General features: G+C 47.3%; 17 protein-coding genes and 1 tRNA gene. 10 read left to right on the top strand and 8 right to left on the bottom strand.

Features of this window, described 5'->3' with window-relative positions; all coding sequences use genetic code 11:
• Positions 1–137: 137 nt before the first annotated feature.
• Positions 138–2,330: a glutamine synthetase III family protein gene (locus tag Q4E93_RS16155; RefSeq protein ID WP_303586902.1), complete on the top strand. Its 2,193-nt coding sequence runs from the start codon at positions 138–140 to the stop codon at positions 2,328–2,330.
• Positions 2,331–2,428: 98 nt separating this feature from the next.
• Positions 2,429–4,840 carry an ABC transporter permease gene (locus Q4E93_RS16150; protein WP_303586900.1) on the top strand — a complete coding sequence of 804 codons (2,412 nt, stop codon included), beginning with the start codon at positions 2,429–2,431 and terminating at the stop codon, positions 4,838–4,840.
• A 21-nt stretch (positions 4,841–4,861) separates the two neighbouring features.
• On the opposite strand, the gene cmk is transcribed toward Q4E93_RS16150, so the two are convergent.
• Positions 4,862–5,545: a (d)CMP kinase gene (cmk, locus tag Q4E93_RS16145; protein WP_303586899.1), complete on the bottom strand. Its 684-nt coding sequence runs from the start codon at positions 5,543–5,545 to the stop codon at positions 4,862–4,864.
• Positions 5,546–5,638: 93 nt separating this feature from the next.
• Positions 5,639–8,164, bottom strand: coding sequence for an ATP-dependent Clp protease ATP-binding subunit (locus tag Q4E93_RS16140; protein WP_303586897.1), 2,526 nt, complete (start codon positions 8,162–8,164; stop codon positions 5,639–5,641).
• A 93-nt stretch (positions 8,165–8,257) separates the two neighbouring features.
• On the opposite strand from Q4E93_RS16140, the gene Q4E93_RS16135 reads away from it, so the two are divergent.
• The 4 genes from Q4E93_RS16135 to Q4E93_RS16120 all read left to right on the top strand — a co-directional run bounded on the left by Q4E93_RS16135 (position 8,258) and on the right by Q4E93_RS16120 (position 12,320).
• On the top strand, positions 8,258–8,638 hold the full coding sequence (locus Q4E93_RS16135) for an STAS domain-containing protein (protein WP_303586895.1): 381 nt from the start codon (positions 8,258–8,260) through the stop codon (positions 8,636–8,638).
• A 127-nt stretch (positions 8,639–8,765) separates the two neighbouring features.
• Positions 8,766–9,647: a fructosamine kinase family protein gene (locus Q4E93_RS16130; RefSeq protein ID WP_303586894.1), complete on the top strand. Its 882-nt coding sequence runs from the start codon at positions 8,766–8,768 to the stop codon at positions 9,645–9,647.
• Between the two features lie 113 nt (positions 9,648–9,760).
• Positions 9,761–10,663, top strand: coding sequence for a ribonuclease Z (locus tag Q4E93_RS16125; RefSeq protein ID WP_303586892.1), 903 nt, complete (start codon positions 9,761–9,763; stop codon positions 10,661–10,663).
• Between the two features lie 58 nt (positions 10,664–10,721).
• Complete coding sequence (locus Q4E93_RS16120; RefSeq protein WP_303586890.1) at positions 10,722–12,320, top strand: hypothetical protein; 1,599 nt, start codon at positions 10,722–10,724, stop codon at positions 12,318–12,320.
• 71 nt (positions 12,321–12,391) lie between these two features.
• Here Q4E93_RS16120 and dapA read toward each other — a convergent pair whose 3' ends face one another.
• Both dapA and Q4E93_RS16110 read right to left on the bottom strand, forming a co-directional pair.
• Positions 12,392–13,279: a 4-hydroxy-tetrahydrodipicolinate synthase gene (dapA, locus tag Q4E93_RS16115; protein WP_303586888.1), complete on the bottom strand. Its 888-nt coding sequence runs from the start codon at positions 13,277–13,279 to the stop codon at positions 12,392–12,394.
• 149 nt (positions 13,280–13,428) lie between these two features.
• Positions 13,429–14,406 carry an acetyl-CoA carboxylase carboxyltransferase subunit alpha gene (locus tag Q4E93_RS16110; RefSeq protein ID WP_303586887.1) on the bottom strand — a complete coding sequence of 326 codons (978 nt, stop codon included), beginning with the start codon at positions 14,404–14,406 and terminating at the stop codon, positions 13,429–13,431.
• A gap of 151 nt (positions 14,407–14,557) precedes the next feature.
• On the opposite strand from Q4E93_RS16110, the gene Q4E93_RS16105 reads away from it, so the two are divergent.
• The 3 genes from Q4E93_RS16105 to Q4E93_RS16095 all read left to right on the top strand — a co-directional run bounded on the left by Q4E93_RS16105 (position 14,558) and on the right by Q4E93_RS16095 (position 16,943).
• A tRNA-Asp gene (locus Q4E93_RS16105) sits at positions 14,558–14,631 on the top strand.
• A 222-nt stretch (positions 14,632–14,853) separates the two neighbouring features.
• Complete coding sequence (locus Q4E93_RS16100) at positions 14,854–16,152, top strand: site-specific integrase (protein ID WP_303586886.1); 1,299 nt, start codon at positions 14,854–14,856, stop codon at positions 16,150–16,152.
• Positions 16,153–16,262: 110 nt separating this feature from the next.
• Entirely contained in the window at positions 16,263–16,943 is a 681-nt protein-coding gene (locus tag Q4E93_RS16095; RefSeq protein WP_303586884.1) for a hypothetical protein, read from the top strand.
• Between the two features lie 248 nt (positions 16,944–17,191).
• On the opposite strand, the gene Q4E93_RS16090 is transcribed toward Q4E93_RS16095, so the two are convergent.
• Genes Q4E93_RS16090 through Q4E93_RS16075 form a run of 4 tightly spaced genes read right to left on the bottom strand, consistent with a single transcriptional unit; the run spans position 17,192 to position 23,676 of the window.
• A complete protein-coding gene (locus Q4E93_RS16090) occupies positions 17,192–18,118 on the bottom strand; it encodes a restriction endonuclease (protein WP_303586882.1) in 927 nt (308 codons plus the stop codon).
• Positions 18,119–18,173: 55 nt separating this feature from the next.
• Positions 18,174–19,667, bottom strand: a complete 1,494-nt coding sequence (locus Q4E93_RS16085; RefSeq protein WP_303586881.1) for a class I SAM-dependent DNA methyltransferase — start codon at positions 19,665–19,667, stop codon at positions 18,174–18,176.
• Positions 19,668–19,688: 21 nt separating this feature from the next.
• On the bottom strand, positions 19,689–20,852 hold the full coding sequence (locus Q4E93_RS16080; protein WP_303586879.1) for a restriction endonuclease subunit S: 1,164 nt from the start codon (positions 20,850–20,852) through the stop codon (positions 19,689–19,691).
• 37 nt (positions 20,853–20,889) lie between these two features.
• Positions 20,890–23,676, bottom strand: a complete 2,787-nt coding sequence (locus Q4E93_RS16075) for a type I restriction endonuclease subunit R (protein WP_303586877.1) — start codon at positions 23,674–23,676, stop codon at positions 20,890–20,892.
• Between the two features lie 249 nt (positions 23,677–23,925).
• On the opposite strand from Q4E93_RS16075, the gene Q4E93_RS16070 reads away from it, so the two are divergent.
• Positions 23,926–25,137 carry an ATP-binding protein gene (locus tag Q4E93_RS16070; RefSeq protein WP_303586875.1) on the top strand — a complete coding sequence of 404 codons (1,212 nt, stop codon included), beginning with the start codon at positions 23,926–23,928 and terminating at the stop codon, positions 25,135–25,137.
• The last annotated feature ends 520 nt before the right edge of the window (positions 25,138–25,657 follow it).

The raw sequence follows: 25,657 nt of genomic DNA, 5'->3' as shown, positions 1-25,657 counted from the left end.
CATAAAAAACACCTTCAAAATATCCAAAACATATTTTTTTTGACTTTTTTTGTTGATGCCTTTCCATATTTAGGCCCCGGATTCCAAAAAATTGTTTTATAGGCTGCGATGTTTTAGTTTCGCTAAAACTTTACAGCATGTCATCATTAAGATTTAAAGCCATCGACAATTTGACTACCACCGCAGAAAGCCAGCTACCTGGCTCTACCAAGATCACAGCTATCTTTGGTGAGAATGTATTCACGCTGAAAACCGCTCGTGAGTTTTTAAGTGACGAGGCCTATAAGAGTTTACTCGCATCCATCAAGGGTGGTAAGAAAATTGATCGTGTTGTTGCCAACCAGATCGCCTCCGGCATGCGGCAATGGGCGGAAGGGAAAGGTGTTACCCACTTCACACACTGGTTCCAGCCGCTTACGGGAACCACCGCAGAAAAGCATGATTCCTTCTTTACGATAAAGAGCGATGGTACGGCAATCGAAGAATTTGACGGAGCCGCCCTGATCCAGCAGGAGCCCGATGCCTCTTCCTTTCCCAGCGGAGGATTGAGAGCCACTTTCGAAGCCCGTGGTTATACGGCATGGGATCCCTCCTCTCCCGCCTTCGTCATGGAGATCGGAGCCGGCAAGACCCTTTGTATCCCCACTATCTTCGTATCCTACACGGGCGAGTCCCTGGATTACAAAGCGCCCCTGCTGAAAGCCCTGGCGGCCCTGGACAAGGCAGCTGTAGAGGTTTGTCATTATTTCGATAAGAACGTCAATAAGGTTACTGCCACGTTGGGATGGGAACAGGAATATTTCGTCATCGACGAAGGGCTGTTCAATGCCCGCCCCGACCTGGTCCTCAGCGGCCGTACCGTATTCGGTCACTCTCCCGCCAAAGGCCAGCAGCTGGAAGACCATTATTTCGGCAGCATCCCTGAAAGGATCTATGCCTTCATGCGTGACTACGAGCAGGAAGCCTATAAATTGGGTATTCCCCTGCGCACCCGTCACAATGAAGTGGCTCCTGCACAATTCGAGTGCGCTCCTATCTTCGAAGAGGTCAGCGTAGCCGTTGACCACAACATCCTGCTGATGGACGTCATGGACCGTGTAGCCCGCCGCCATCGTCTGCGCGTACTGCTGCATGAAAAACCTTTCGCTGGCATCAACGGCAGCGGCAAGCACAACAACTGGAGCATGGCCACGGATACAGGCGTGAACCTGCTGGCTCCCGGCAAGACGCCGAAGACCAACCTCATGTTCCTCACCTTCTTCGTTAATACCATCAAGGCGGTGTATGACTACTCCGACGTGCTGAGAGCTTCCATCGCCTCTGCCGGCAATGATTTCCGCCTGGGTGCCAATGAAGCTCCTCCCGCTATCATTTCAGTATTCATCGGTGAGTACCTGAGCAAGGTGCTGGCTGACGTGAAGGAAAGAGTGGGTGATAAGTTCGACGAGCAGGATGAGGCCATCCTGAAGCTGGACCTTCACCGCAGCATTCCCGAGCTGTTACTGGACAATACGGATCGCAACCGCACCTCTCCTTTTGCTTTCACAGGCAACAAGTTCGAGTTCCGTGCCGTAGGCAGCAACGCCAACTGCGCCAACGCGATGATCGCCGTCAACACCATCCTGGCTGAAACCCTGAAGAAATTCAAAAAGGATGTAGATGCCCTGATCGAGAAAGGCGACAAGAAAGAAATAGCCATCATGCACGTGATCCGCGAATACGTGGTCAGCAGCGAAAAAGTGCTGTTCGAAGGCGACGGTTACAGCGAAGAATGGCATCATGAAGCCGAAAGACGCGGTCTGCCCAACGTACGCACCACGCCGCTGGCCCTGGATGCAATGGTCACCGACAAGGCCAAGCACCTGTACGAAGCCAATGGCGTATACACCCACATCGAACTGGAAGCCCGTCACGAGATCGAGCTGGAAAAATATATCAAGCGCGTTCAGATCGAAGCCCGGGTCATGGGTGAGCTGGCTACCAGCCACATCCTCCCGGCTGCTATCAAATATCAGAATACACTGATTGAAAATATCAAGGGTCTGAAGGAACTGGGCCTGAAGGACAGCGCCTATTCCAATCAGAAAACCATCCTGGAAAAGATCTCCGAGCACATCAGCAAGGTCAGCGCGCTGGTGGAAAAGATGATCGAGGCCCGCAAGATCGCCAACGCCATCGGCGACACCCGCACCAAGGCCATTGCCTACAACAGCCAGGTGAAAGAGCCCTTCTTCGACGAGATCCGCTATTCCGTGGACAAGCTGGAACTGCTGGTCGACGACAATGAGTGGGTGCTCTCGAAATACCGCGAAATGTTGTTCTTGCGCTAAAAAGTGGTCGAAGGCCCCAATAGGTTAAAGTCTAAACAATCAAACCCCGCGTCTTGCGGGGTTTTTTGTCTTATATTGTAATACCTAAATAGCCACCCATGATCGGGTTCATAAAAATCACCTTTCGGCACCTCCGGCAGAACAAATTGTATTCCTCCATTAATATTATTGGGTTGGCGGCGGGTATTTGCTGTGTACTGCTGGCCGTACTGTATTGGAAAGATGAAACGAGCTTTGACAGCTTTCATCTAAAAAATCCTGATCTCTACCGCATTACCACGTCCATGTTGGACAAAAAAGGGGGCAGGAGATCCATCAGTGGCGGAACAGGCCAGGTACAGGGTCCCGCTTTTAAGGCAGGAGTGCCGGAGGTATCGGATTATGTAAGGGTGATGGGGGGTGATATTTCCGGGGACGTAATGACTGATAATAAAAGCCTTCATCTTAAGCTCTTGTTTGCAGACGAAAGCTTTTTCAACATCTTTTCCTTCCCTTTGCTGCTTGGAGATCCTACGACAGCTTTGAAGGATATTAATTCGGTGGTTATCACCGAATCCGCTGCTATAAGGCTCTTTAACAGTACGGATGTCATTGGCAAACAGCTTCAGCTGGACGCAGATCCCTCCGCAAAACGCCTGGGCAAACCATTGCTGATCACCGGTGTGGCAAAAAACATCAGGGAGAACTCATCCATTCAATTCGATCTGCTTCTGCCCATGAAATTCATGCAGCTTTCCTTTGAGGACAAGGCATGGCTTAATGCATACCTGGGTACTTTCGTGTTGCTCCGCCCAAATGCAGATAAAAATGCCGTCATTCAAAAGTTTAACAGGATCTATTCCCTCTATGCCAAAGATCAGGTCTCGGAGAACATAAAGACCTATGGCTTCGATCCCGAAATGAGTTATGGCTTGCAACCTGTCACCGACATGCATTTGCATCCTTTGGAAATGGGCCTGGAGGCTGGCGTTGTCAACGGCAGCAGCCCTGTTTTCTCTTACCTTTTTATGGCCATCGCTGTTTTTATCCTCTTAATGGCCAGCATCAATTTTATCAATATCAGTATTGCAGATTCTTTGAAAAGGGCCAAAGAAGTGGGCATAAGAAAAATAACAGGTGGCAGCCGTTCTCAGATCATCCTGCAGTTTCTCAGCGAGTCCGCCGTATTATGTGTAATTGCTTTTATGCTTGCCGTACTGCTGACAACACTTTCATTGCCCGTCTTTAATCATTTAACGAACAAGCACATTTTAATCATCGATTCCTTCAATGGACAGCTGCTTTCTACGCTCATAGCTATCCTCTCCGTTGTTACTCTGTTTACCGGCGTTTATCCCGCCCGGATCCTGTCAGGCTTCAACGCAAAGGAAGTACTGTATAACAAACAAAAACTATCCGGTCGTAATTTTTTCGGAAGAAGCTTGGTAGTGTTCCAGTTCTCCCTCGCCGTGTTCTTATTGATAGCTACGCTGGTTTATTACAAACAGATGAACTTTATACGAACCAAAGACCTGGGATACGATCCGCATCAGGTAATACTAACGCAGATTCCCGGGGACAGGGCGGTCACGCCCATTTATCGATTCATAAGGAATGAACTGGCAAAGTCGCCAGCTATAAAGGCAGTGTCTTTAGGCGGCGGGGAAAGCTCCTTTGAGGTAAAATTAGAGGATCGCACGGTCGAAGCGATCCATAAGGTAATTGATGGGAATTATTTATCCGTATTGGGGATCCCGCTTAAGGCAGGCCGTAATTTTTCACCTTCATTCCCAAATGACAGCAGCCATTCCGTTATTGTAAATGAAGCTTTTGTAAAAGCAGCCCGGCTTCAACACCCCATTGGCATACGGCTTAAGACAGATGAATATTTTGATAAGGAACCGAAGACCGTCATCGGCGTAATAAAAGATTTTCATGTTGGCTCTTTAAGAGAGCCCATAAAGCCTATGGTAATGTTCATGAGCAGCTGGTTTGGTGGCAGTATACTGGTGAAACTGGAGAAAAGCCGTCAAAAAGAAGGGATGGCAGCCTTGGAAAAAGCCTATAAGGCGGCGATCCCGCAGGCTGTTTATCAATACCAGTTTGTAGACGAACTGAACGCGAAGCAATATCAGCAGGAGCAACGCTGGCAGGAGATCATTACCATGGCCACAATGCTCTCCATTGCCATTTGCTGTCTGGGCTTGTTTGGTCTTGCCCACCTGGCAGCACATCAACGTATAAAAGAAATAGGCATCCGAAAAGTATTGGGTGCCACGGTAATGCAGGTTGTCACCATCTTGTCTTCCAGCTTTCTCAAATTGGTAGTGATCGCCATTTTAGTTGCCGCCCCCTTTGCATGGCTGATCATGAATAAATGGCTGCAGGATTTTGCTTACCGTATTGACATAGGTGCGGGTATTTTTATAGCTGCCGGATTGATTTCCGTATCTATCGCCCTGGTCACTGTAAGTTTTCAGTCGATCAGGGCGGCTATGGCCAACCCGGTGAAAAGTTTGAGAAGCGAATAGGGCACTTTAACAGATCGGGGCTTATCCAAGCCTCTCCCGCGTCCACTGCTGCGCAATCTCCAGCTGCTGCTTCATCGTCAGATGTGAATTATCCAGCACCACGGCATCCTCCGCTTTCCGAAGCGGGCTTACTTTCCGGTGTGAGTCGATATAATCCCGCATCTCCAGGTTATGCCTTACTTCTTCCAGGGTGACATTGGGATTTTTCTGGAAGAGCTCCTTGTACCTTCTTTGCACCCGCACCGATTCATCCGCCGTCATAAAGATCTTCAGCTCCGCATCGGGGAAAACAGTGGTCCCGATATCCCTGCCATCCATGACGATACCTTTATCCTTACCCATGTTCCGCTGTTGCGCCACGGCGAATTCCCTCACCGCCTTGACGGCCGCCACCTCGCTAACCTTCTCGGCAATTACCAGGTCACGGATGACGTATTCTACATTTTCTCCATTGAGCCACATTTCCGAGAGACCGGATTTGTGATTGGCGACAAACTCCAGCTTGATCTGCTGAAGGGCTTTCTGTACAGCTCCGGTCTGCGTCCAGTCGACATGATTACGGAGGAAATAGAGCGTAATAGCGCGGTACATGGCGCCGCTGTCAATATACTTGTATTTCAGGTCGCGCGCCAGCTGTCTGGCAAGCGTGCTCTTCCCTGTAGAGCTCCAGCCGTCGATAGTAATGATGATCGTTTTTCCTTCCATATACGCCGCCAATTTACAAAAAAAAGAGGCTGTCTCGTAAAATGGAGACAGCCTCTGTATGATTTATCCGGTGGTCACACCGGCCATATACGCTTAAGCTTCAGATTTCTCTTTTGCCTTTTCTTTCAGCGTGAATTTGATCTTCGTCTTTTCTTCGTCAAGATCAGCAACCAACACATCGCCGTTCTTGATGCTCATGTTCAGGATCTCTTCCGCCAGGGGATCTTCCAGGTATTTCTGGATGGCCCTGTGCAGCGGACGGGCGCCGAACTGTGCGTCGTATCCCTTGTCTGCGATGAAGTTCTTGGCGTCTTCCGTCAACTCCAGGGTAAAGCCCAGGGTATTCAGACGTTTCAGCACGCCCTTCATCAGGATGTCGATGATAGAGAAGATATGCTCCTTATTGAGGGAGTTGAAGATCACCACGTCGTCGATCCTATTGAGGAATTCGGGGCTGAAAGTACGTTTCAGCGCTTTCTCGATGACGGCCTTGTTGTTCTCGTCCGCATTTTGCGTACGGGCAGCCGTGGCAAAACCCACACCATCGCCGAAGTCTTTCAGCTGACGGACTCCGATATTCGAGGTCATGATGATCAGGGTGTTCTTAAAGTCCACTTTACGACCCAGACCGTCTGTTAATTGACCGTCATCCAGCACCTGTAACAGGATGTTATAGATATCCGGGTGAGCTTTTTCGATCTCATCCAGCAGGATGACAGAGTACGGTTTGCGACGGACTCTTTCGGTTAACTGACCGCCTTCTTCGTATCCTACATATCCCGGAGGCGCTCCGATCAGGCGGCTGACCGTGAATTTCTCCATGTATTCACTCATGTCGATCCGGATGAGAGAATCTTCCGAGTCGAACATATAGCGTGCCAGGGCTCTGGCCAGCTCGGTCTTACCTACCCCCGTGGGGCCAAGGAATATAAACGTGCCGATGGGCTTCTTGGGATCTTTCAGACCTACCCGGTTACGTTGGATGGCCTTCACCACTTTCTGGATGGCTTCGTCCTGTCCTACCACCATGCCGCGCATGTCGACAGACATGTTACGGAGTTTCTCGCTCTCAGCCTGCACCATTCTCTTCACCGGGATACCCGTCATCATGCTGACCACTTCAGCGATATTTTCCTCATCGATGGGATAGCGTTTGTGCTTGCTTTCTTCTTCCCATTCGTTCTTAGCCTTCTCCAGGTCTTCCTGCAGACGTTTTTCGGTGTCCCGCAGGCTGGCGGCTTCTTCGAACTTCTGGCTTTTTACCACCTTGTTCTTTTCATTCTTCACATCTTCGATCTTCTTTTCAAGGTCGACGATATTCTGAGGAACATTGATGTTCTTCAGATGGACCCTGGCGCCTACTTCATCCAATACGTCGATGGCCTTGTCGGGCAGCAGGCGGTCCGTCATATAGCGGTCGCTCAGCTTCACGCACGCATCGATAGCGTCATCAGAGTAGGTGACATTATGGTAATCTTCGTATTTCGATTTGATGTTGTTGAGTATCTGGATCGTCTCGTCTACACTGGGGGGATCTACCATTACTTTCTGGAAGCGGCGGTCAAGAGCCCCGTCCTTCTCGATATACATACGGTATTCATCCAATGTAGAGGCGCCGATGCACTGCAGCTCACCTCTTGCCAGCGCAGGTTTGAAGATATTGCTGGCGTCCAGCGATCCGCTGGCCCCGCCGGCGCCGACGATCGTGTGGATCTCATCGATAAAGAGGATCACGTCACGGTTCTTTTCCAGTTCGTTCATGATCGCCTTCATTCTCTCTTCGAATTGACCACGGTATTTGGTACCCGCTACCAGGGCAGCAAGGTCAAGGGAAATAACGCGTTTGTCGAACAGCACCCGGCTGACCTTGCGCTGTACGATGCGGAGTGCAAGACCTTCCACGATGGCAGTCTTACCTACTCCAGGCTCCCCGATGAGGATCGGGTTGTTCTTTTTACGACGGGAAAGGATCTGGGATACCCTTTCGATCTCTTCTTCCCTTCCGACGATGGGATCAAGTGCGCCCATTTCAGCCAGCCGCGTGATGTCCCTGCCGAAATTATCGAGTACAGGGGTCTTGCTCTTGGCATTACCCGCAGACCGGGCTTTTTGCTGGGAATACTTCTTTTCTTCGTCGAAATCGTCGTCGTTCTCTTCGGCGTATTCGCTCCGGATGTCGTTGCTTTTAACAACACCTAATTCGTTTCTGAACAAGTCGTAATCCACGTCAAATTGATTTAAGATTTGAGTTGCTATGTTTTCTTTGTTCTTTAATATAGAGAGCATCAGGTGTTCAGTCTCTACAGTGGGGCTTTTCAATGCTTTCGCTTCTAAAACCGTCACACGTATAACTTTCTCCGCCTGTTTGGTCAGGGGAAGACTATTGATATTGGCGATGTTCTTACCGGTCTTGTCCTTTACTGCCATTTCCACCTCCTTGCGCAACTCATACAGGTCCACATTGAAACTTTTCAAGATGCGGACGGCTGTATTATCACCCTCACGTATCAAACCCAGCAATAAGTGCTCCGTACCGATAAAATCGTTCCCCAGACGCAACGCTTCCTCCCTACTGAAAGATATGATCTCCTTTACCTGGGCTGAAAAATTGTTATCCATTTTTAAGTTATTGAGCTTTATACAATAATAACGAATATTTTTGACTTCTGTTTCCGCTGTTTTATTAACGGCCGTTAATAATATTTAAGTATTATGCAAGTCAAAATTGATACCAAGGAAAAATTTCATGCCATTACGATCAACGAATCCAATATTGCTGCTAATATGACAGCGGACCTCGAACAGTGTTTAAACCCCATCCTCCAAAAGGAAGTTAAAAACGTGGTGCTTATCTTAAAAGACACCCAAAACCTGGACGAAGCTGCTGCCGAGTGTTTGGTCCGTATCCAGCAGTCCTTCTACGATGCAGGCTCTTCCTTCGTTGTTTGCGAGCTCACGCCGGCAGTGGAAAAAAGCCTTGAGGACAATGGATTGATGGAGATGATGAATGTCACCCCCACCGAAAGTGAAGCATGGGATATTGTTCAAATGGAGGAGCTGGAAAGAGAGCTGCTGAATGACCCCGATCTATAGGTAAGTAATTGTTTGTGTGTCTGTTACGTGTTCAGGCTCCTCGTAACCCGAACTTTTCAGGACGCAGCCATCCGCAATCTCGGTTTCAAGACAGAAAGTCAGAAGTGATTCAAAATCAACCCGCACAATGTCTCTCGGAATTTCTTCTACGCTTACTGAAGTACTAGCCCGTTCTGCCGGTGTGGACATTGCCAGCCCCCTGCAAATCCGGGCCATCGGCGGCGGCTCCATCAACGCCACCTATCATATTACAACAAGCAGCAATCGGCAATGGTTCTGTAAAATAAACGATGCCGGCCGGTTTCCGGATTTATTTGTCCTGGAAAGGCAGGGACTGGCCTTATTGGAGGCAACTAATGCAATACGCGTACCCAGGGTCATTGCCTGCGAAAATATTGACCAGGATCAAGTGCTGGTGTTGGAATGGATCGGCGAAGGCTTGCGCACCAATGTTTTCTGGCAGCGCTTCGGCGAGCAGCTGGCAGCTCTTCATCGCATAACAGCCCCTTCGTTCGGCCTGGAGCATCAGAATTACATGGGCGCCCTGCCTCAATCCAACACGCGCTCCCCTGACTGGGTAGACTTTTTTATCCACCAGCGGCTGCAACCGCAGATCAGCCTCGCCATAGGCAAAGGCTTGCTGGACCACCGGGACCTGCAGCAATTCCAACGCCTGTATAAGGCGCTGGACAATATCTTTCCAAAGGAGCCTCCCGCCCTCCTGCACGGCGACTTGTGGAGCGGCAATTTCCTGTGTGATGAGCATAATCACCCCGTGCTCATCGATCCGGCAGTCTATTATGGGCATAGAAGCGTGGACCTGGCCATGACCACCCTTTTTGGTGGGTTTGAGCGGCCGTTTTATGAAGCTTATGCCCACCACTATCCTTTCCCTGAGAATCACAGGGAACAGTGGGAAATATGTAATCTATATCCTTTGCTGATCCATCTCAATCTGTTTGGCCAATCGTACAGGGGAAATATTTTACACACAATTCAACGGTTTTGACGTACGTTAGAGGTTATATCCATAATCTGGTTGAATGCAATAATTGAGAAGGAAAAGCAGCGGATTGGCCTTGACCTTCGTCTATACTCGGATCGTAACCTTAAAATCGCGTAATGCTGGCCGTCACTATTTTAGGCAATAACTCTGCTCTACCCGCTTTCGACCGTCATCCCACTGCCCAGGTGGTCACGATGGAGGACCAGATCTTCCTGGTGGACTGTGGGGAAGGGACGCAGATGCAGATGGCCAAGTACAAGATCCGTCGCAGTAAGATCAATCACATCTTCATATCCCATCTCCACGGGGATCACTATTTCGGTCTCATAGGCGTGCTCACCAGCATGGGCCTCCTGGGCCGGTCGCAGGAGATGAATATCTACTCCCCGCCCGTGTTGCAGGACATAATAGAGCTGCAGCTGAAGGTGGCCGACATACAGCTGCCCTATCCCCTGCATTTCCATCCTTTGACGAAGGAGGGGGTCATCGTCAGGGAGCCAAAATTCGAGGTCAGCTGTTTTCCCGTATACCACCGCATTGAATGCTGGGGCTTCCGATTCCGGGAGATCCGGCCTTTCCGGCGGGTGAACCCCGATAAAGCCCGCCACTATGGGGTGCCCTCGGCTTTTTTCGATCGGTTGAAATGGGGCGAAAGCTACCTCACCAAGGATGGGCAGCTGGTGGAGAACGGCTGGGTCACCGAGCCCGCCGCACGTGCCAAGTCTTATGCCTATGCAGCGGACACCCTCTTCGACCCCCGGATCATCGACAGCGTAAAAGGGGTCGACCTGCTCTATCACGAGACCACCTACTTAAAGGATCTCACCGAACAAGCCGGTAAAAGGTTCCATAGCACCACTGCCCAGGCTGCCACCGTGGCCGAACAGGCAGGGGTACAGCGGCTGATCATCGGGCATTTCAGCTCCAAATACGAAAAGCTCCTGGCTTTCGAGCTGGAGGCAAGAGAGATCTTCCCCAATACCGACCTGGCCTTGGAGGGAGTGACTTATAGGGTGTAATATCGCCCTCCCGGGGGGCAAGGCACAATGAAATTCTTTGGGTTCCGTTATTCAGAATATGAATCCACTCCCTAAAGCCTGCATACTGGCCTTTTCAAGTCTTTTTCTTGTCTCACAGGTCTATGCCCAGCAAATCACCCTCCATCAATCGACTACCGAGACCAGCGGCCCCCTGCATCAGCTGCTGGCCTGCCCGGATGGTGATTATCTTGATTTAGTCTTTCATTTTGTGGACGATAAAGAACCAGTCACGGCCACGCGTTTTGACCCGCTTACCCTCACTGCTCGGTATACCAGCAAAATCCCGGAGCTTGTACATCTGCAAAATCAAACAGTCATGTATGCGGGAGATCGGCTGTTTCTCTTTGCCACCCATGGGCAAGGCGACGTTTCCCGGTATGAGATCAATGATAAGAACGGGACCCTGGTCGGTCCGGCCACCATGTTGTTCAATCTGGAGCAAAAGGAAAACGATGTGAATTTTTCATCTGGCAGTTCGGCAGATAAACGATCCCATTTCCTGGTGACGGAAAAATACTATTATAAAGAGAAGAACACACGGCTGCAGGGTGCTATCCTTGACCAGCAAATGAACAAAATAGCAGCCTTTTCATATACTGTCGACGGACCAAGGGATCAAGCCACACCTTTTCATGTCGTGCAGGCGGACGATGGAGGGCTCTTTATACTCTTAGGCTACATGGTCAAGACGGAGAAGGACGACTTCAGACCGTGGGCCTATACTTTGCTCCAGGTTGATACAAAAGGGAAGGTCAGCGCCACTCCTTTGGCAGGATTGCCGGCGGGCGTGTTACGGAACTTTACGCTCGTGCCCCGGAAAAACCAGCTATTTATGACTGCCTTCCAGCTAAAAGGCAAGAAGGATAAGGCCTTTAGTGCTTTTGTCAGTGGCAGTTATGACCTGGTACAAAAGAAATATTCCGATATCAAACAGGTGGATTTGAAAAGCCTGATGACGCAGTCTCCCGACATAACAAGCTATATCGAAAAGAAATGGCTGACGTGGGACGTGGCGTTAATAAAGACTTTCACACTGTCTGATGGTTCTGGGATCCAGGTGCTGGAGCGTAATGCACTTTACCGGAGTCTGAGCGGTACGGGTAATGTCGGACAGATCATGCCATTTGGGAACACCTTTTCTACACCCACCGGTCCCGTTGGAGCCTCGGCTTCCGCTGGTACCATCAACTACCCGCAACGAGGAGATCTGTATATTCTGAAAGTCGACAGGGATAACAAGCCCCAATGGTTCAATGTCATACCCAGATGGCAGGAAGAGATAGATCGTGTCATTACCATCGGTACCGCTTGTGTTGCCGGCGACCATGATAAGATCCATCTGTTCTACTACGACGATAAAAAAAATACGGAGCCGGCGATCACTAAACGTTTCTTGATCTATGGAAAGGAATACAAAAGCAACAAACTGGCCTGTCTCACCATTGCCCCGGATGGTAAAATGAATAAGCAGCTGTTGGACATTCCGGAACCTCAATTCCGTTGGAATGTGGAAAGCGCCATGACATCAGTGCCCAATAAGGTCGTCCTGATGACCATTAAACCCTATTTTTCACTCTCTTACGAGAAATTTTACAACAAATCCGAATACCGGCTCAGTTCCGCTGAAATAAAATAACAGGTGCCATCCTTAAAATGAAACGGGCCCCCTGGCTAGGAGACCCGAAACTAGTTGCAGTTGGTTACGACCTATTTCAAGTTTTTCACATATTCCTTGATCTTTTGCTGTAATCCAGCGCTGACCGGCACCACTGGCAGACGAAGATAGTTGCCGATGAGCTTCAGCTCCGCCATGGCAGCCTTGACCCCCGCCGGGTTGTTTTCTGCAAAAAGGAACTCGTACCCTTGTATTAGCCTATCATTCAGCTCTTTAGCAGCTTTAAAATCCCCTTTCAGGCAGTTCCGCACCATATCCGTGAACAGGCGGGGAAAGCTATTGGCAGCCACGCTGATGACGCCTTCCATACCGCAGGCAACCTGGGGCAGGGTGAGGGCATCGTCGCCGCTGACGACCAGGAAATCAGCCGGTTTGTCCCGCAGGATCTCCATACACTGGGCCATGTCGCCGCTCGCTTCCTTGATGCCTGCGATATTTTTCACCTCTTTTGCCAGCCTGATGGTGGTCGCCGCGTTGAGGTTCCGGCCCGTCCTGCCGGGTACATTATAAAGGAGTATGGGTTTCGGAGAGACTCCGGCCAGCGCTTTATAGTGCTGAAACAGGCCTTCCTGGGAGGGTTTGCTGTAATACGGGCTCGCGCTAAGCACTGCCACTGCCTTGTCCAGGGGGAAGCTTTTCAGCTCTTCCACCAGTTCAGCCGTGTTATTACCGCCGATACCGACTACGACGGGTACCCTTCCGGCTACCTTATCATACGTAAAGTTGGCCAGGGCGATCTTTTCTTCTTTATGGAGGGTGGGCGTTTCCCCCGTGGTGCCCAGGGCTACGACGTATTCTACGCCGCCGTTGATGACGTGATCGATCACTTTTTCAAAAGCGTCATAATCGATGGAGCCATCGGAATTAAAAGGTGTAATTAACGCTACTCCGGTTCCGCGGAGTTGTTGACGAAGAGACATTTCAATATCGTGTTAAAGGTGATTTATATGTTTTTTGCTCAAGGAACTTCATCCCTGATCTCCCGACTTAGGCTGTTCGGGATCCAACCTGGAGCCTGTTCAGACTTACTTCCAGGCGCCGCCGGCTAGCTATTGGGGGGTTCTTCTGGTCAGGCCGGCACTTCGTCCCAGAAGCCCATCTTTCCGTACTTCTTTATCCTGTTTTCGACGCGTTGTTGGGGTGTGTATTGACGCAGCTCTGCCAGGGTTTCTATCAACCGTGGCTTCAACAGTGCCGCCGCCTCACTATAGTCCCAATGGGCGCCGCCCAGGGGTTCCTGTACGATCGTATCGATAAGGCCGAAATTGTACATATGGTCCGGGGTCAATCGCAGCTCTTCCGCCGCCTTTTCCTTTTGATCCCAGCTTCTCCAGAGGATGGAGCTGCAATTCTCGGGGCTGATCACCGTATACCAGCTGTTTTCCAGCATGAATACCCGGTCCCCTACTCCGATGCCCAGGGCCCCGCCTGAGGCCCCTTCACCGATCACTACGCAAATCACCGGCACCTGCAGGCGTATCATTTCATATATATTACGGGCGATTGCCTCGCCTTGTCCTCTTTCTTCCGCTTCCATACCCGGATAAGCTCCCGGCGTATCGATCAGGGTAACGATGGGCTTATTGAACTTCTCGGCCATTTTCATGAGCCGGAGCGCCTTCCTGTACCCTTCCGGATTCGCCATCCCGAAGTTGCGCATCTGCCGCATCTTGGTATTGGTACCCTTCTGCTGCCCGATCATCATCACCGTCTGACCATCCAGCTGGGCAAACCCGCCCACCATCGCCTTATCGTCCCGGACATTCCTGTCCCCGAACAATTCCACGAAGTTGGTGCACATCTTCTCGATATACTTCATGGTATATGGCCGGTCCGGGTGCCGGCTCAGCTGCACTTTCTGCCAGGCGGTGAGGTGCTGGGTGATCTCCCGGCGCTTCTCGATGACCTGGTCTTCCAGCTTCTTAATGGAGTCGCTAAGGTCTACCTTGGTCTTTTCGGCAGTTTGCTTCAGCTTTTCGATCTCGTCGAATAGCTCTTTGATCGGTTTTTCAAAATCCAGGAACTGTCGATTTTTTGCTTGGGGCATAGTTATTTTCGATGGTCTGATAATGTAAAATTAAGGGAACCAGATTTTCTATGAACATTTTGTTGGAGAAAAACAAAATTCTCCTATCTTTGCCATCCCGAAAACGACAGGTAATCATGCTTAACCGCTTGGTTTCCTTGATACGGAGGTTGGATCGGTAGTTCAGTTGGTTAGAATGCCGCCCTGTCACGGCGGAGGTCGCGGGTTCGAGTCCCGTCCGGTCCGCGAAGGCGCCTTTTCAAGGTGCCTTTTTTTATGTGCAAAATCAGCCAAAATTCACTAAAATCGGGCATCTTCAAAACTTTCCATTTCAAGTTTACGGATCGGATATCAAACTTATGGGGTAGGAAACAGGATTCCTACCCTTGGTTGTAACTTTATTCCTACCCTCGGAGATTGTAAGGATTTTTTAGGGCTCCATTTATCAACCTAAAAAAATTGTGTGTTATGAAGGTTAGTGAAAATCTCTCTATTACATTCCTGGTGGAGAAACCAGAAATGTCCAAAGACGGCCGTGTACCCATCTATGTGCGCGTCACCTACAGGGGCCAGCGCGCAGAAATATCCCTGGGCGCACGTATTTTCCCGGAGCAGTGGGATAAGACAGCCACCCGAGTGAAAGGAAACTCTCGTGATGTCCTGCTCCTGAACAGCCAGATCACCCAAACCAAGGCCAAGCTCGAAAGGCATTTTTTCCTGTTGACCACGCAGTACGAATACGTCACAGCGGAAATGATCCGGAAATCTTACAAAGGGAAGCTCGTCGAGCCATGCAATGAAGGCGAACCCTGTGAACAGAAAACCTTTATGCAAGCCGTCAACTTCGAGATTGGGCGATTGAAAGAAAAGCAACAGAAGGGCTTGCGGGCCAAAAGCACGATCACCAAATGGGAAACTACGCGTGCGAAATTGGGGGCGTTCCTCTTGCACAAGTACAATAAGTCGGACATCCCTCTGGAAATGATCCGGTCTAATTTCGCTGAGGACATGTTCCATTATTTCACGGTGGAGAATGAACTGGATAGCAACACGGCTATGAAATATATCCGGAATACCAAACAGGTCTTAACCACCGCTACCGGCCGCTGGATCAAATCCAACCCTATTCGTGACTTTCGTTGCCACTACAAGCAACCGGAAAGAGATGTTCTGACGATTCAGGAAATATGGAAAGTTTATAAAAAACCTCTGATCAAACGCATGGACCAGGTGCGAGATGTGTTCTTGTTCAGTTGCTTTACCGGCCTGGCCTATAAGGAGGTCTATAATCTCACCCTTAACGATATCGTGACGGGAAATGACGGTGGCCGCTGGATCAAGATTAACCGGGTCAAGACCGGCAACCCGGAGGATGTCCCCCTCCTGCCGATCCCGGAAACCATAATTGAAAAATACCAGCATGACAAGCGTTGCCGGGAATCTAACCGCCTGCTGCCGGTGAACAGTAATGTCAAGTATAATGCTTACTTGAAGGAGCTTGCCGATCTCTGCGGGATCAATAAGAAACTGACAACCCATATCGCCCGGCACACCTTCGCCACCACCGTCACCCTGGAAAACGATGTACCCATCGAAACCGTTAGTAAGATGCTCGGGCACCGGAGTATCCGCACCACGCAGATTTACGCCCGGATCACTAAAAAGAAGATCAGCAACGATATGAAGGCCCTGCGCAAAAAGCTGTTCATCGGCGGGAAATTGAAGCTGGAATGCCAGCCGGATGATAAGCATAGGGCTGCGATATAGGTAGTACAATAACCAGATTCAGGCTGTGCCCTTCGGGGTATGGCCTTTTTTCATTCAAAAATTTTCGGAAGCGTTTTGGTGAAAGCGGAAAGTTTTAATAATATTCGTCCGTGAATGCCATTGACACAATAGAGTTAAGAAATATCGATCCGGACGACATTTCAGATGTTTTGGTAAAAATCGAGAAATCGTTCGGTCTAAATCTTGCAACAGATTCATTCAAAAATGCTCGAACTTTCGGTGATATCTGCGATATCATTTCTTCCTCGATCGAATTGGAACATGCTGATGATTGCACGACACAGCAGGCTTTCTATAAAATCCGGGAATCCATTGCCAAGATCCAATTTCTGGGGAAAAATACGATTACCCCAAATTCCGATCTTGAAGGGTTAATCCCCAGAAAACGCCGGCGGCATATAATTTTGAAGATCCGGAAAGAATCAGGCCTTTCATTAAAAATACTGGACCCGAAGGGATGGATAAGCGTTACACTTTTCTTTGGCCTTCTTGCCTCTTTGATAGAATTTTTCTTTAATTGGAAATATGGGTTCCTCGACCTTGGGACGATCATTATCGGTTACCAATTAGCAGGCTGGTTCGGAAAAGAATTTCGGGTCAAAACCATTGGAGAGGCTGCTGCCATGGCGGCAAGGGAAGACTATTTAAAATCGCGTCGGAACCAAAAAACTGTGAACCGGCAGGAAATTGTCAAAAAAATCAAGGAGCTTTTCAGCCATGATCTTGACCTTGATCTCTCCGTTTTATCCCAGGAAGCGCCCTTATTTTGAAAACGAAAAGGATGACTCTGCCTATTTTATGCAGAGAGCAAGATATAGTGTTGTAATCACCACTTGTTCTTTTTGACCGTGTTTTTGCACGGAGCAAGATGTACTGTTTTAGACAACATTTTTTTTACTTTCTCATTTCATAAGCAGATTCTTCTGGTTACCATTTGACTGCCGTGCGGAAACTCATTCAAGAAATACATTTACTGCTGGCCGGGACAAAAGTGAAAATTCCAGCTGGATCTTAAAAATTATTCATTACTACCCAGGAAATAGATGGATTGAAGTGGAAGCATATTTTTGTCTTCATCCTTCATAAAAGGATAAAACTCCTGCCACAGGGCAATAAAAGTGTCGATATCGATCAACCGGATGTGTCTGTGGCTATCACGGGCCGAACGTTCAGATTCCGATGTGAAATAGCCAGAAGTTACAAACAACCCAACATCTCCGTCTTTATTTAATAGACCAGTTAAACTCCGAATATCGTCAACAGGAATTGAACTATCAGGACGGTGTTTTACTTGTACCTTAAGTCTGGGGCCAACAGCACCTAATGGATCAGTATAAGCTACTATGTCCAATCCCCCATCCTTTCCCTTAGGAGATATGAAGGGGGTATAATACTTCATGGCCCGAAGTAAGGCGGCAACAAGATCCTGAAACTCATACGGGTTTTTGGCCTTGATAAATTCTTTGATTCCAGCTATAGCCTGTTCCGCTACAATCTCCAGGGTGGCTTTTTGCTCCTGCTTTACATTTTCTTCACTCTCGATGGGCGTTGATTGAATGGAGGGATTCTCTATTTTGGTCTGCTTATTTTCAGCGGCCCATCGTCTATATCCCTTTGTTGCGCTGTCTAATAATTTGGTCGGGCCCAAGGCCATGGCTTTATCGCCTTCTTCCGTCAAATACCAGACTCCTTTATTCTTTCGTAGATATCCTGCTTTTGTACAATCAACGGTGAAAAAATGCAAAATGGATTCCCAACGCACATATCCAGTCTTTTCCAGGATTTGCTTTTCCCATTCCGTAAAAGAGACAGTCTCTTTTACTTTATTTATAACCTCTCTTCCCGGCAGATGACCACCGGCTGCCTTCAAAATCTCAAAAGCAGCGTAAATACTTTTAGAAGCCGTTTGCCTGGAGGGGGATTGTTGAGGGCCTTCCATTTCCATACTAAGCGCATTTTTTAAAGTGATAATCGCTGTTCCATTAGAATAATTAAAATAACTATTTCTTCAAGGCATCTATAATCGCTTGAAAATTCGCCAGCCCGGCTTCCAGATTCTCTACAATTTCTTCCGCCAATTCATCTGGGTCAGGAAGGTTGTGCAGGTCAGCCAATGATTTATCTTTCAGCCAGGTGATATCTAATGATGTTTTATCACGAGCAACAATTTCCTCATAGGTAAATTTTCTCCACCGTCCCTCAAGGTTGGTGTCAGAAAAGGTGGATTTTCTTTTATGGCGATTCCCGGGATTGTAGCAGTTGATAAAATCTTTTAAGTCGTCCAGCTTCAGCGGATTCTTCTTCAGGGTATGATGGATATTGGTTCGGTAATCGTACACCCATATTTCTTTTGTCCATGGGGTTTTGCTGGAAGCCTTGCCGTCAAAAAATAGGACATTGGCTTTCACTCCATTGGCGTAAAAGATGCCGGTGGGCAGGCGGAGAATTGTATGCAGATCGGTCGTCTCCAAAAGTCTTTTTCGAACAGTTTCTCCTGCGCCACCTTCAAACAGCACATTATCGGGTAATACTACAGCGGCCATGCCTGTTGTTTTGAGCATAGATTTGATATGCTGTAGAAAGTTGAGCTGTTTATTACTAGTAGTCACCCAAAAGTCCTGGCGGTTATAGGTCAGGTCCTCTTTCTCCTGTTCGCCGTCTTCGTTGGTAAAGGTCATGCTGCTTTTTTTGCCAAAGGGTGGGTTGGCTAATACGTAATCGTACCGGACGCCGGCATCGGCAATTAGGGAGTCATTCGGTGAAATAATGGTATCACTATCGATGTCGCCGATATTATGCAAGAATAAATTCATCAGCGCCAGACGCCGGGTGCTGGCCACAATTTCATTTCCGTAAAAAGTCTTGAATTTCAAAAATTGCTTATGCCCCTTGTCTAACTCGTAGTTCTCCGTGATCCAGTCATAAGCTGCTAAAAAGAAGCCTCCCGTGCCACAGGCTGGATCTGCGATGGTTTTGCCTGGTTCGGGCTGCAAACAGATTACCATGGCTTTAATTAGCGCCCTCGGTGTAAAGTATTGACCAGCCCCACTTTTGGTATCTTCAGCGTTTTTTTCAAGGAGTCCTTCATATATATCTCCTTTGTCTTTTACCCCCATCATCACCCATTGTTCCGCATCAATCAAAGCAATGAGTTTGTAAAGTTTAGCGGGATCCTGTATCTTATTTTGACTCTTGGTAAAAATCTGGCCTAGCATGCCTTTTTCGTTTCCTAACTCTCGGAGAAGAGTATTATAATGTAATTCCAATTCACCACCTGATTTATTGGTCAAGGCTCCCCAATTGTACTTGGCAGGAATAGGCATCTTCCGGCTATGTGGTGGTTTACTGTATTCATCTGCCATTTTTAAAAATAGCAAGTAAGTAAGTTGCTCCAGATAGTCACCATAGCCGACACCGTCATCACGAAGGGTGTTACAAAAGGCCCAGACTTTGCTAACTATATTCGATGTATTGTTTGAATTGCTGTTACTCATTTTTTGTAATGACCTTTCCGATTAAACTAGCTTACCTTCAAATGCTTTTTTTAATATGCTCTGCCTTAATACCTCGGCCTGTTGAAGGCTTTGGGCAATGCTTTCATCCATTTTGTCAGCAACGACAAGGAGATTTTCAATATTCAGCACAAGGTTTTGTTGCTTTTTTATTGATGGAACGGGGATTTCAATTTTCAAAAATGCTTTTTGCGTTAAATTCAAACCACTGTCACTAATACCTGTTTTCATTTGCTCTATTTTATCTTGGTAACGGGGGGAATTGAGCACAAGTTCGAAGAACTCCGGGATAATTTTATTTCTGTTTACTCTAATTCGATATACCTTATCACAGTTTATTAATTTAGGCCTTACCTTTTTTACCATGCAACATACTCCAACTCTTACCCTTGGACCTGCCCGTGTAATTAGAATATCTCCAGCTTCTATCTCGTGCTGTTGCCTTGGCATTAATTCGTTTGGCAATTTCTTATTTTCCCAATCAATAAAATATCCATGCTGGACTGCGCTTGTTTTAATTACTGCCCATTCATTTGTATCAGTTGAAGACTGGTTTTCGCATTTCGGACTCCAGCCTTGGTCAAGCTTTTCTATTATGGATTCTATTGTTTGAGCATTTTCTTCTACAATTGAGGTATTTAATACAGCCTGCCGGTAGGTTTTGAGTTGTTGTTGAGCGATGCGGAGGTTTTCGATGCCTTTGTCCAGTTCGCTAAAGAGTTCTTCAATTTTGGAAACAATGGCTTGTTGAATATCTATAGGTGGAAGTGGTATAAACTTATCATATGCATCGTTTCTATTTAAACCAGGTATTGCTGTCGATCTTTCAAATTGATTTAGCCTTAATGATTTTAATAAATGATAAAAATAAAGCAACGAGCCTTCAGTATCTATTTTTAAATAATAAGTTGTATCTATAGGCCAGAAGTTTTGTTTAATAAAGGTAACTTCTCCGGCTGCTCCTTTTCTACCGATAACTACGCCAGGGCCATTAACCAAATACTCTGTATGATTCCCTACAACGCCATTTGACCCTATAACCGGGAACAGCCCATTAACATCTCGGTTTTCTTTTTTTAATGGTTTACCATATTCAAATGAGCAAATTTCTCCAAGTTTTATCCATTTCCATTTTTCCGGCAAAATACTTTTTACTTCTTCAATCATTGCTCTAATTCTTCAATATTAATAATTCCGAAATTGACTAAGCCGCCAGCACCTCATTCAACTCATCAATAATCTCCTCCGTTTGCTCCCCAAACAACTGCCACATTTTCCCTAGCCCCCCCTTTTTATTAAAAGGATCCAATTCAAAGTCGTCCTTTTCAACCTTAAACGAGCTAGCCACATAGTCCTTGATCATCCGGAGCCAGTTCATTTGTTCGTCCGTGAACTTGATATCTGCACCGGCTTGCTTCTTAAATACCCAATCCTGAAAATTCTTGTCCACCGTTTTATCATAACCAAGCAGTTCTTTGTCTATCCCGCTTACCCGGCGAATTAAGGATACGAGAGCAATGAGCTCATTCTTTGGCGATCCCTTGGCCTGCTTCAATTGCTCATAAGCTCGCCAAACCTGGCTGGGTGCCAACAGTGGACTTTCCATTTTTATCTGCTCGCATAAGTCGCGGATCATCGCATAAGTCAATTCTCGTCTGCGATAGGGTTGTCCATAAAATATTTGCAGAGCGGTGATCTCTTCTTTATGAGCTTCGATCCAGGCAGTGAAGTCTTGTATGAGACTGGCAGCGGCAGATTCCTGATCTTTTACCCAGCCGATATTCGTGATCTCATCCAGATTGACAGTATCTATAATCTGATCGTACTTTTTGCGCACGTCGACTATATAATTCCGCAGCTCGGGGTTGTTGAATACGGCGACGGCAGCCTCCACCAATTCCTGCTTTTTTGCCCGGATGGCTGCTGCTATCTCTATCGGGGCCTCGCCAACCATGGTCCGTTGACAGTTATGGTTGATATTCTCCAGCGTATCGGGGTCATAGGCATTAAGCAACTGTCGGACTACCTGGTTGATTGTCAGCCCACCCGCCTGGGTTATGAAATTGGCTTTCTCTTTTTCGTTAATCTGTTTATCCAGGCGGATCAGGCGGTTGGCTAGAGAACTCAAAATATCTTCTTGGGTATTTCCCATCGCCACGTTTTGCAAAAGATCCTTAAGTGACAGTCCCGGCTCTTTTTCCAGCGGTCGACTATCTGTCTTTTGGGAGCTTTCCACCCCCACCGCATCAATGATAACGAAATGATCCTTGGTAAATTTGGCTGAAGGCGTGCCTGTGGCTTTCAATTGCTCCAGCGAGCAGGTGCGCGTCCCGCGGCCCTTCATTTGTTCGTAGTAACTTCGGCTCTTAACATCGCGCATAAAAACCAGAACTTCCAAAGGGCGAATGTCGGTGCCAGTCGCAATCATATCGACAGTAACCGCTATACGAGGATAGTAATCATTACGAAACTGGCTCAACACCGTCTTCGGGTCATCCACACTTTTATAGGTAATCTTTTTACAGAATTTATTTTCTTCCCCAAATTCTTCCCGTACAATCTCGATAATATCTTCGGCATGAGAATCGGTCTTCGCGAAGATAAGAGTTTTAGGCACCTCGAATACACCATCCTGTGCCAACCTATCGGGAAACATGGCCGGCATATTTTCTTTGATGGCACGTACAATCGATCGGATCTGGCTTGGGTTAACGATATCCTTGTCCAGTTGCTTGCCGCTGTATTCCAAATCCTCATCGACCGCTTCCCAGAATTTCCGCCGGGTCAGCCGCTCCCGCTTGTCTACTTTCTCTCCCATGGTGATTCGACTTCCATGCCGGGTGATCTTGGTTTCGATGGTGAAAACATTGTAGGGTACCAGGACCCCATCGATCACCGCCTTTTCATAGCCATAATCGGATACCAGGTTTTGGTTAAAATAGCCAAAAGTACGGTTGTCCGGTGTGGCAGTCAGCCCTATCTGAAAGGCGTCAAAATAATCCAGAACTTGTTTCCAAAGATTGTAGATACTCCGATGACACTCATCAATCACAACGAAATCAAAAAACTCCGGCGGTACTTTTTCTGTATACCCAACAGGTAAAGGTGGTGCTTTGACTTCAAATCGGGTTTCGTTGGGATTAACTTCTTCTGCCGTTTCATCCAATTCCTTTCCTTGTAAGATGGAATACATTCGTTGAATGGTGGATATATAGACTTGGTTATCGCCGGGAATAAAACTGCTTTTGAGGCGTGTCACTCCGTAGAGTTCAGTGAATTTCCGGTTATCATCATTGGGCAAATAGGCCATGAATTCTTGTTCGGCCTGTTCGCCCAGGTTCTTAGTATCCACTAGGAAAAGAATGCGTTTGGCTTTCGCGTATTTTAATAGCCTGTAAATGAATGTGATCGCGGTAAAGGTCTTACCCGAACCGGTCGCCATTTGTATCAGGGCCAAAGGGTGGTTATCTCTAAAGGACTTTTCCAGATTGTGAATGGCATTGATCTGACAATCACGCAAACCCTCTGTTGGCAAGGCGGGAATTTTCCGTAGGAGCGCCCTCAAGGATGCCGGTTGGCGAATCCATTCCTGGAAGGTCTCCGGTCGATGAAAGGTAAACAGGCGTCTGGAACGAGGTTTGGGATCCCGATAATCTGTGAATCTCGTCTCATCCCCGGTGCTTTCATATACAAAAGGAAGGGGATCGTTGTTGCAATATTTCAGTTTGGCGGCGGCATATTCGGCGGATTGGTCTTCGTGCACAGTCAGACGATGCCCTTCTTCTGCACGTTTGGCCTCAATGATACCTACGGGCTTTTTATCGATAAATAGTACATAGTCTGCCGGTCCTACGTCGGTCTGATACTCTCGCACAGCGACCCCCAAGCCAGCAGCAAGATTAATATGTTTTTTACTCTGAATAACCCATCCGCAAGCCGATAATTGGCTGTCAATATGATCCCTGGCAAGTTGTTCAGGATTTTGGTTCATTGGTTGAATCAAAGATAAAAAACTATTTGAATTATGCTTATTTCATACGCCGAATCGAACCAGATTAAAATAATAACTAAATGATTTACACTAAATTATAAAAACAACTTGTATTATGTATATGCTTTAATCATGGGCCAATTTATCCAATTTCATCACTATCTATACTTGACAAATTCTCAGATTCATCAATTTATTATGTTATAATTGAAGAAATCTGTATTTTTGCAGATTTATAAATTATACCGTATGAAAGAAAAGATTATTCTCCGGAAGCAATATATGGAGAAGATCAAGCCCTTTATCGGAAAGGACCTGATCAAAATTATCACCGGACAACGAAGGATCGGCAAGAGCTATATGCTTAAACAGCTCATTGAAGAAATAAGGCAGAGCCATCCGGACGCCAATATCCTTTATATAGACAAAGAGTTGGAAGAGTTTTCAGGGCTCAGGAATAGTGAGGATCTGCATATGTATGTCAAGGACCACCTGTTGGAAGGGAAGGACAACTTCCTATTTATAGATGAAGTGCAGGAAATTGAATCCTTTCAACGCTGCCTGAGAAGCCTGTTAAACCTGAAAGAATGCGATATCTATTGTACCGGCAGCAATGCCAAGATGCTCTCGGGCGAATTGGCCACTCTGTTAGCGGGCCGATATATGGAGTTCTCCATTCATGGTTTAAGCTATGCGGAGTTTCTGGAATTTAACCAGATAGTGGATAGCAAGGAAAACTTAAACCTGTATCTGACGTTGGGAGGTATGCCTTACCAATATCATCTCGGGCTGGACCCATCAATAGTCTTCGAATACCTGAAAAGCCTGTATTCAACCATTTTATTAAAGGATGTGGTAAGTCGGGAAAATATCCGGAACGTGTCTCTTTTGGAAAATCTGGTCACTTACCTGGCCGATAACACAGGCAGCCTTTTTTCGGCGCAGAATATTAGCAAATATCTTAAATCGCAGCAGATCAATATACCGACACAATCTGTCATCAATTATCTGAAGGCCCTGACGAACGCCTATTTCGTTCATAAGGTATCGAGGGCTGATATCCAGGGCCTGAAAATATTTGAGATTGGCGAAAAGTTTTATTTTGAGGATTTAGGCTTACGCAACAGCATTCGACCATTTAATTACCGCGGCGATATAGGCAAGCTCATGGAAAATGCCGTGTACCTGCATTTGCTAAGAAACAGACACACCGTTTACGTCGGAAAATCCGGTGATAAAGAAATAGACTTCATGGCCGAGAAAAATGGTGAACGGGTATATGTGCAGGTCGCTTACCAACTGGGTGATGAAAGTATAATCAAACGCGAATTTGGAAACCTTGCCGCTATTCCCGACAATTATCCAAAATATGTTGTTACCATGGATGAAATTCAGTCCAGGAATACATTTAAGGGTATCAAACAGATTAATCTGAAAGAGTTCCTAGCGGGTACAATATAATAAGAAGAGCATCCCAACATCCAACCCAAAAGACCAAAAAAGCGGCGCAAGATACAGCCCGGGGCGATTCCGCGGCATAAACACAGCGCCAGCCGCACAAGAGCCGTCCTTTATACGCGCAATGAAAGATCAGGCTGTGGGCGGCGCCTTTCTTTTTTGCCCTTTTTCGTTTTGGGAAATTCCATATAAGAGTAGCGGGCGGCCGCGCCCTTACCCTTTCCCCTTGTTGCGTACATCACCATTATTTTCTACCTTTGTCATGCAATAGCTCTTAGTCCTAAAACGATCCAAATCATATCAGATCTCCCGGGTAGGGATTCGGGTAGTCATCCGATCGTTATCTTGAAATATAATACAGGCGCAGGTTCCGGCGGTCAGTCATTGTCCCGTCCGGTCCGCGAAAAAAGGATCACAGCAATGTGGTCCTTTTTTTATTTGTACATATCTGCCAGGACCAGCGTATTCTTCTTTAATTTATTAAACCTTCAATAATTTTGATCATCCCGCACCAAACCTTTGA

Source organism: Flavitalea plasmicola (assembly GCF_030546645.1).
Classification (GTDB): Bacteria; Bacteroidota; Bacteroidia; order Chitinophagales; family Chitinophagaceae; genus Puia.
Note: the sequence above shows the minus strand (reverse complement) of the source record. Positions and strands in the feature narration are given on the sequence as shown.

Bases quoted from the DNA above. Each gene is read 5' to 3' on its own strand.
- Q4E93_RS16155 (WP_303586902.1), top strand. From the start codon at position 138: ATGTCATCATTAAGATTTAAAGCCATCGACAATTTGACTACCACCGCA.
- Q4E93_RS16150 (WP_303586900.1), top strand. From the start codon at position 2,429: ATGATCGGGTTCATAAAAATCACCTTTCGGCACCTCCGGCAGAACAAA.
- cmk (WP_303586899.1), bottom strand. From the start codon at position 5,545: ATGGAAGGAAAAACGATCATCATTACTATCGACGGCTGGAGCTCTACA.
- Q4E93_RS16140 (WP_303586897.1), bottom strand. From the start codon at position 8,164: ATGGATAACAATTTTTCAGCCCAGGTAAAGGAGATCATATCTTTCAGT.
- Q4E93_RS16135 (WP_303586895.1), top strand. From the start codon at position 8,258: ATGCAAGTCAAAATTGATACCAAGGAAAAATTTCATGCCATTACGATC.
- Q4E93_RS16130 (WP_303586894.1), top strand. From the start codon at position 8,766: ATGTCTCTCGGAATTTCTTCTACGCTTACTGAAGTACTAGCCCGTTCT.
- Q4E93_RS16125 (WP_303586892.1), top strand. From the start codon at position 9,761: ATGCTGGCCGTCACTATTTTAGGCAATAACTCTGCTCTACCCGCTTTC.
- Q4E93_RS16120 (WP_303586890.1), top strand. From the start codon at position 10,722: ATGAATCCACTCCCTAAAGCCTGCATACTGGCCTTTTCAAGTCTTTTT.
- dapA (WP_303586888.1), bottom strand. From the start codon at position 13,279: ATGTCTCTTCGTCAACAACTCCGCGGAACCGGAGTAGCGTTAATTACA.
- Q4E93_RS16110 (WP_303586887.1), bottom strand. From the start codon at position 14,406: ATGCCCCAAGCAAAAAATCGACAGTTCCTGGATTTTGAAAAACCGATC.
- Q4E93_RS16100 (WP_303586886.1), top strand. From the start codon at position 14,854: ATGAAGGTTAGTGAAAATCTCTCTATTACATTCCTGGTGGAGAAACCA.
- Q4E93_RS16090 (WP_303586882.1), bottom strand. From the start codon at position 18,118: ATGGAAATGGAAGGCCCTCAACAATCCCCCTCCAGGCAAACGGCTTCT.
- Q4E93_RS16085 (WP_303586881.1), bottom strand. From the start codon at position 19,667: ATGAGTAACAGCAATTCAAACAATACATCGAATATAGTTAGCAAAGTC.
- Q4E93_RS16080 (WP_303586879.1), bottom strand. From the start codon at position 20,852: ATGATTGAAGAAGTAAAAAGTATTTTGCCGGAAAAATGGAAATGGATA.
- Q4E93_RS16075 (WP_303586877.1), bottom strand. From the start codon at position 23,676: ATGAACCAAAATCCTGAACAACTTGCCAGGGATCATATTGACAGCCAA.
- Q4E93_RS16070 (WP_303586875.1), top strand. From the start codon at position 23,926: ATGAAAGAAAAGATTATTCTCCGGAAGCAATATATGGAGAAGATCAAG.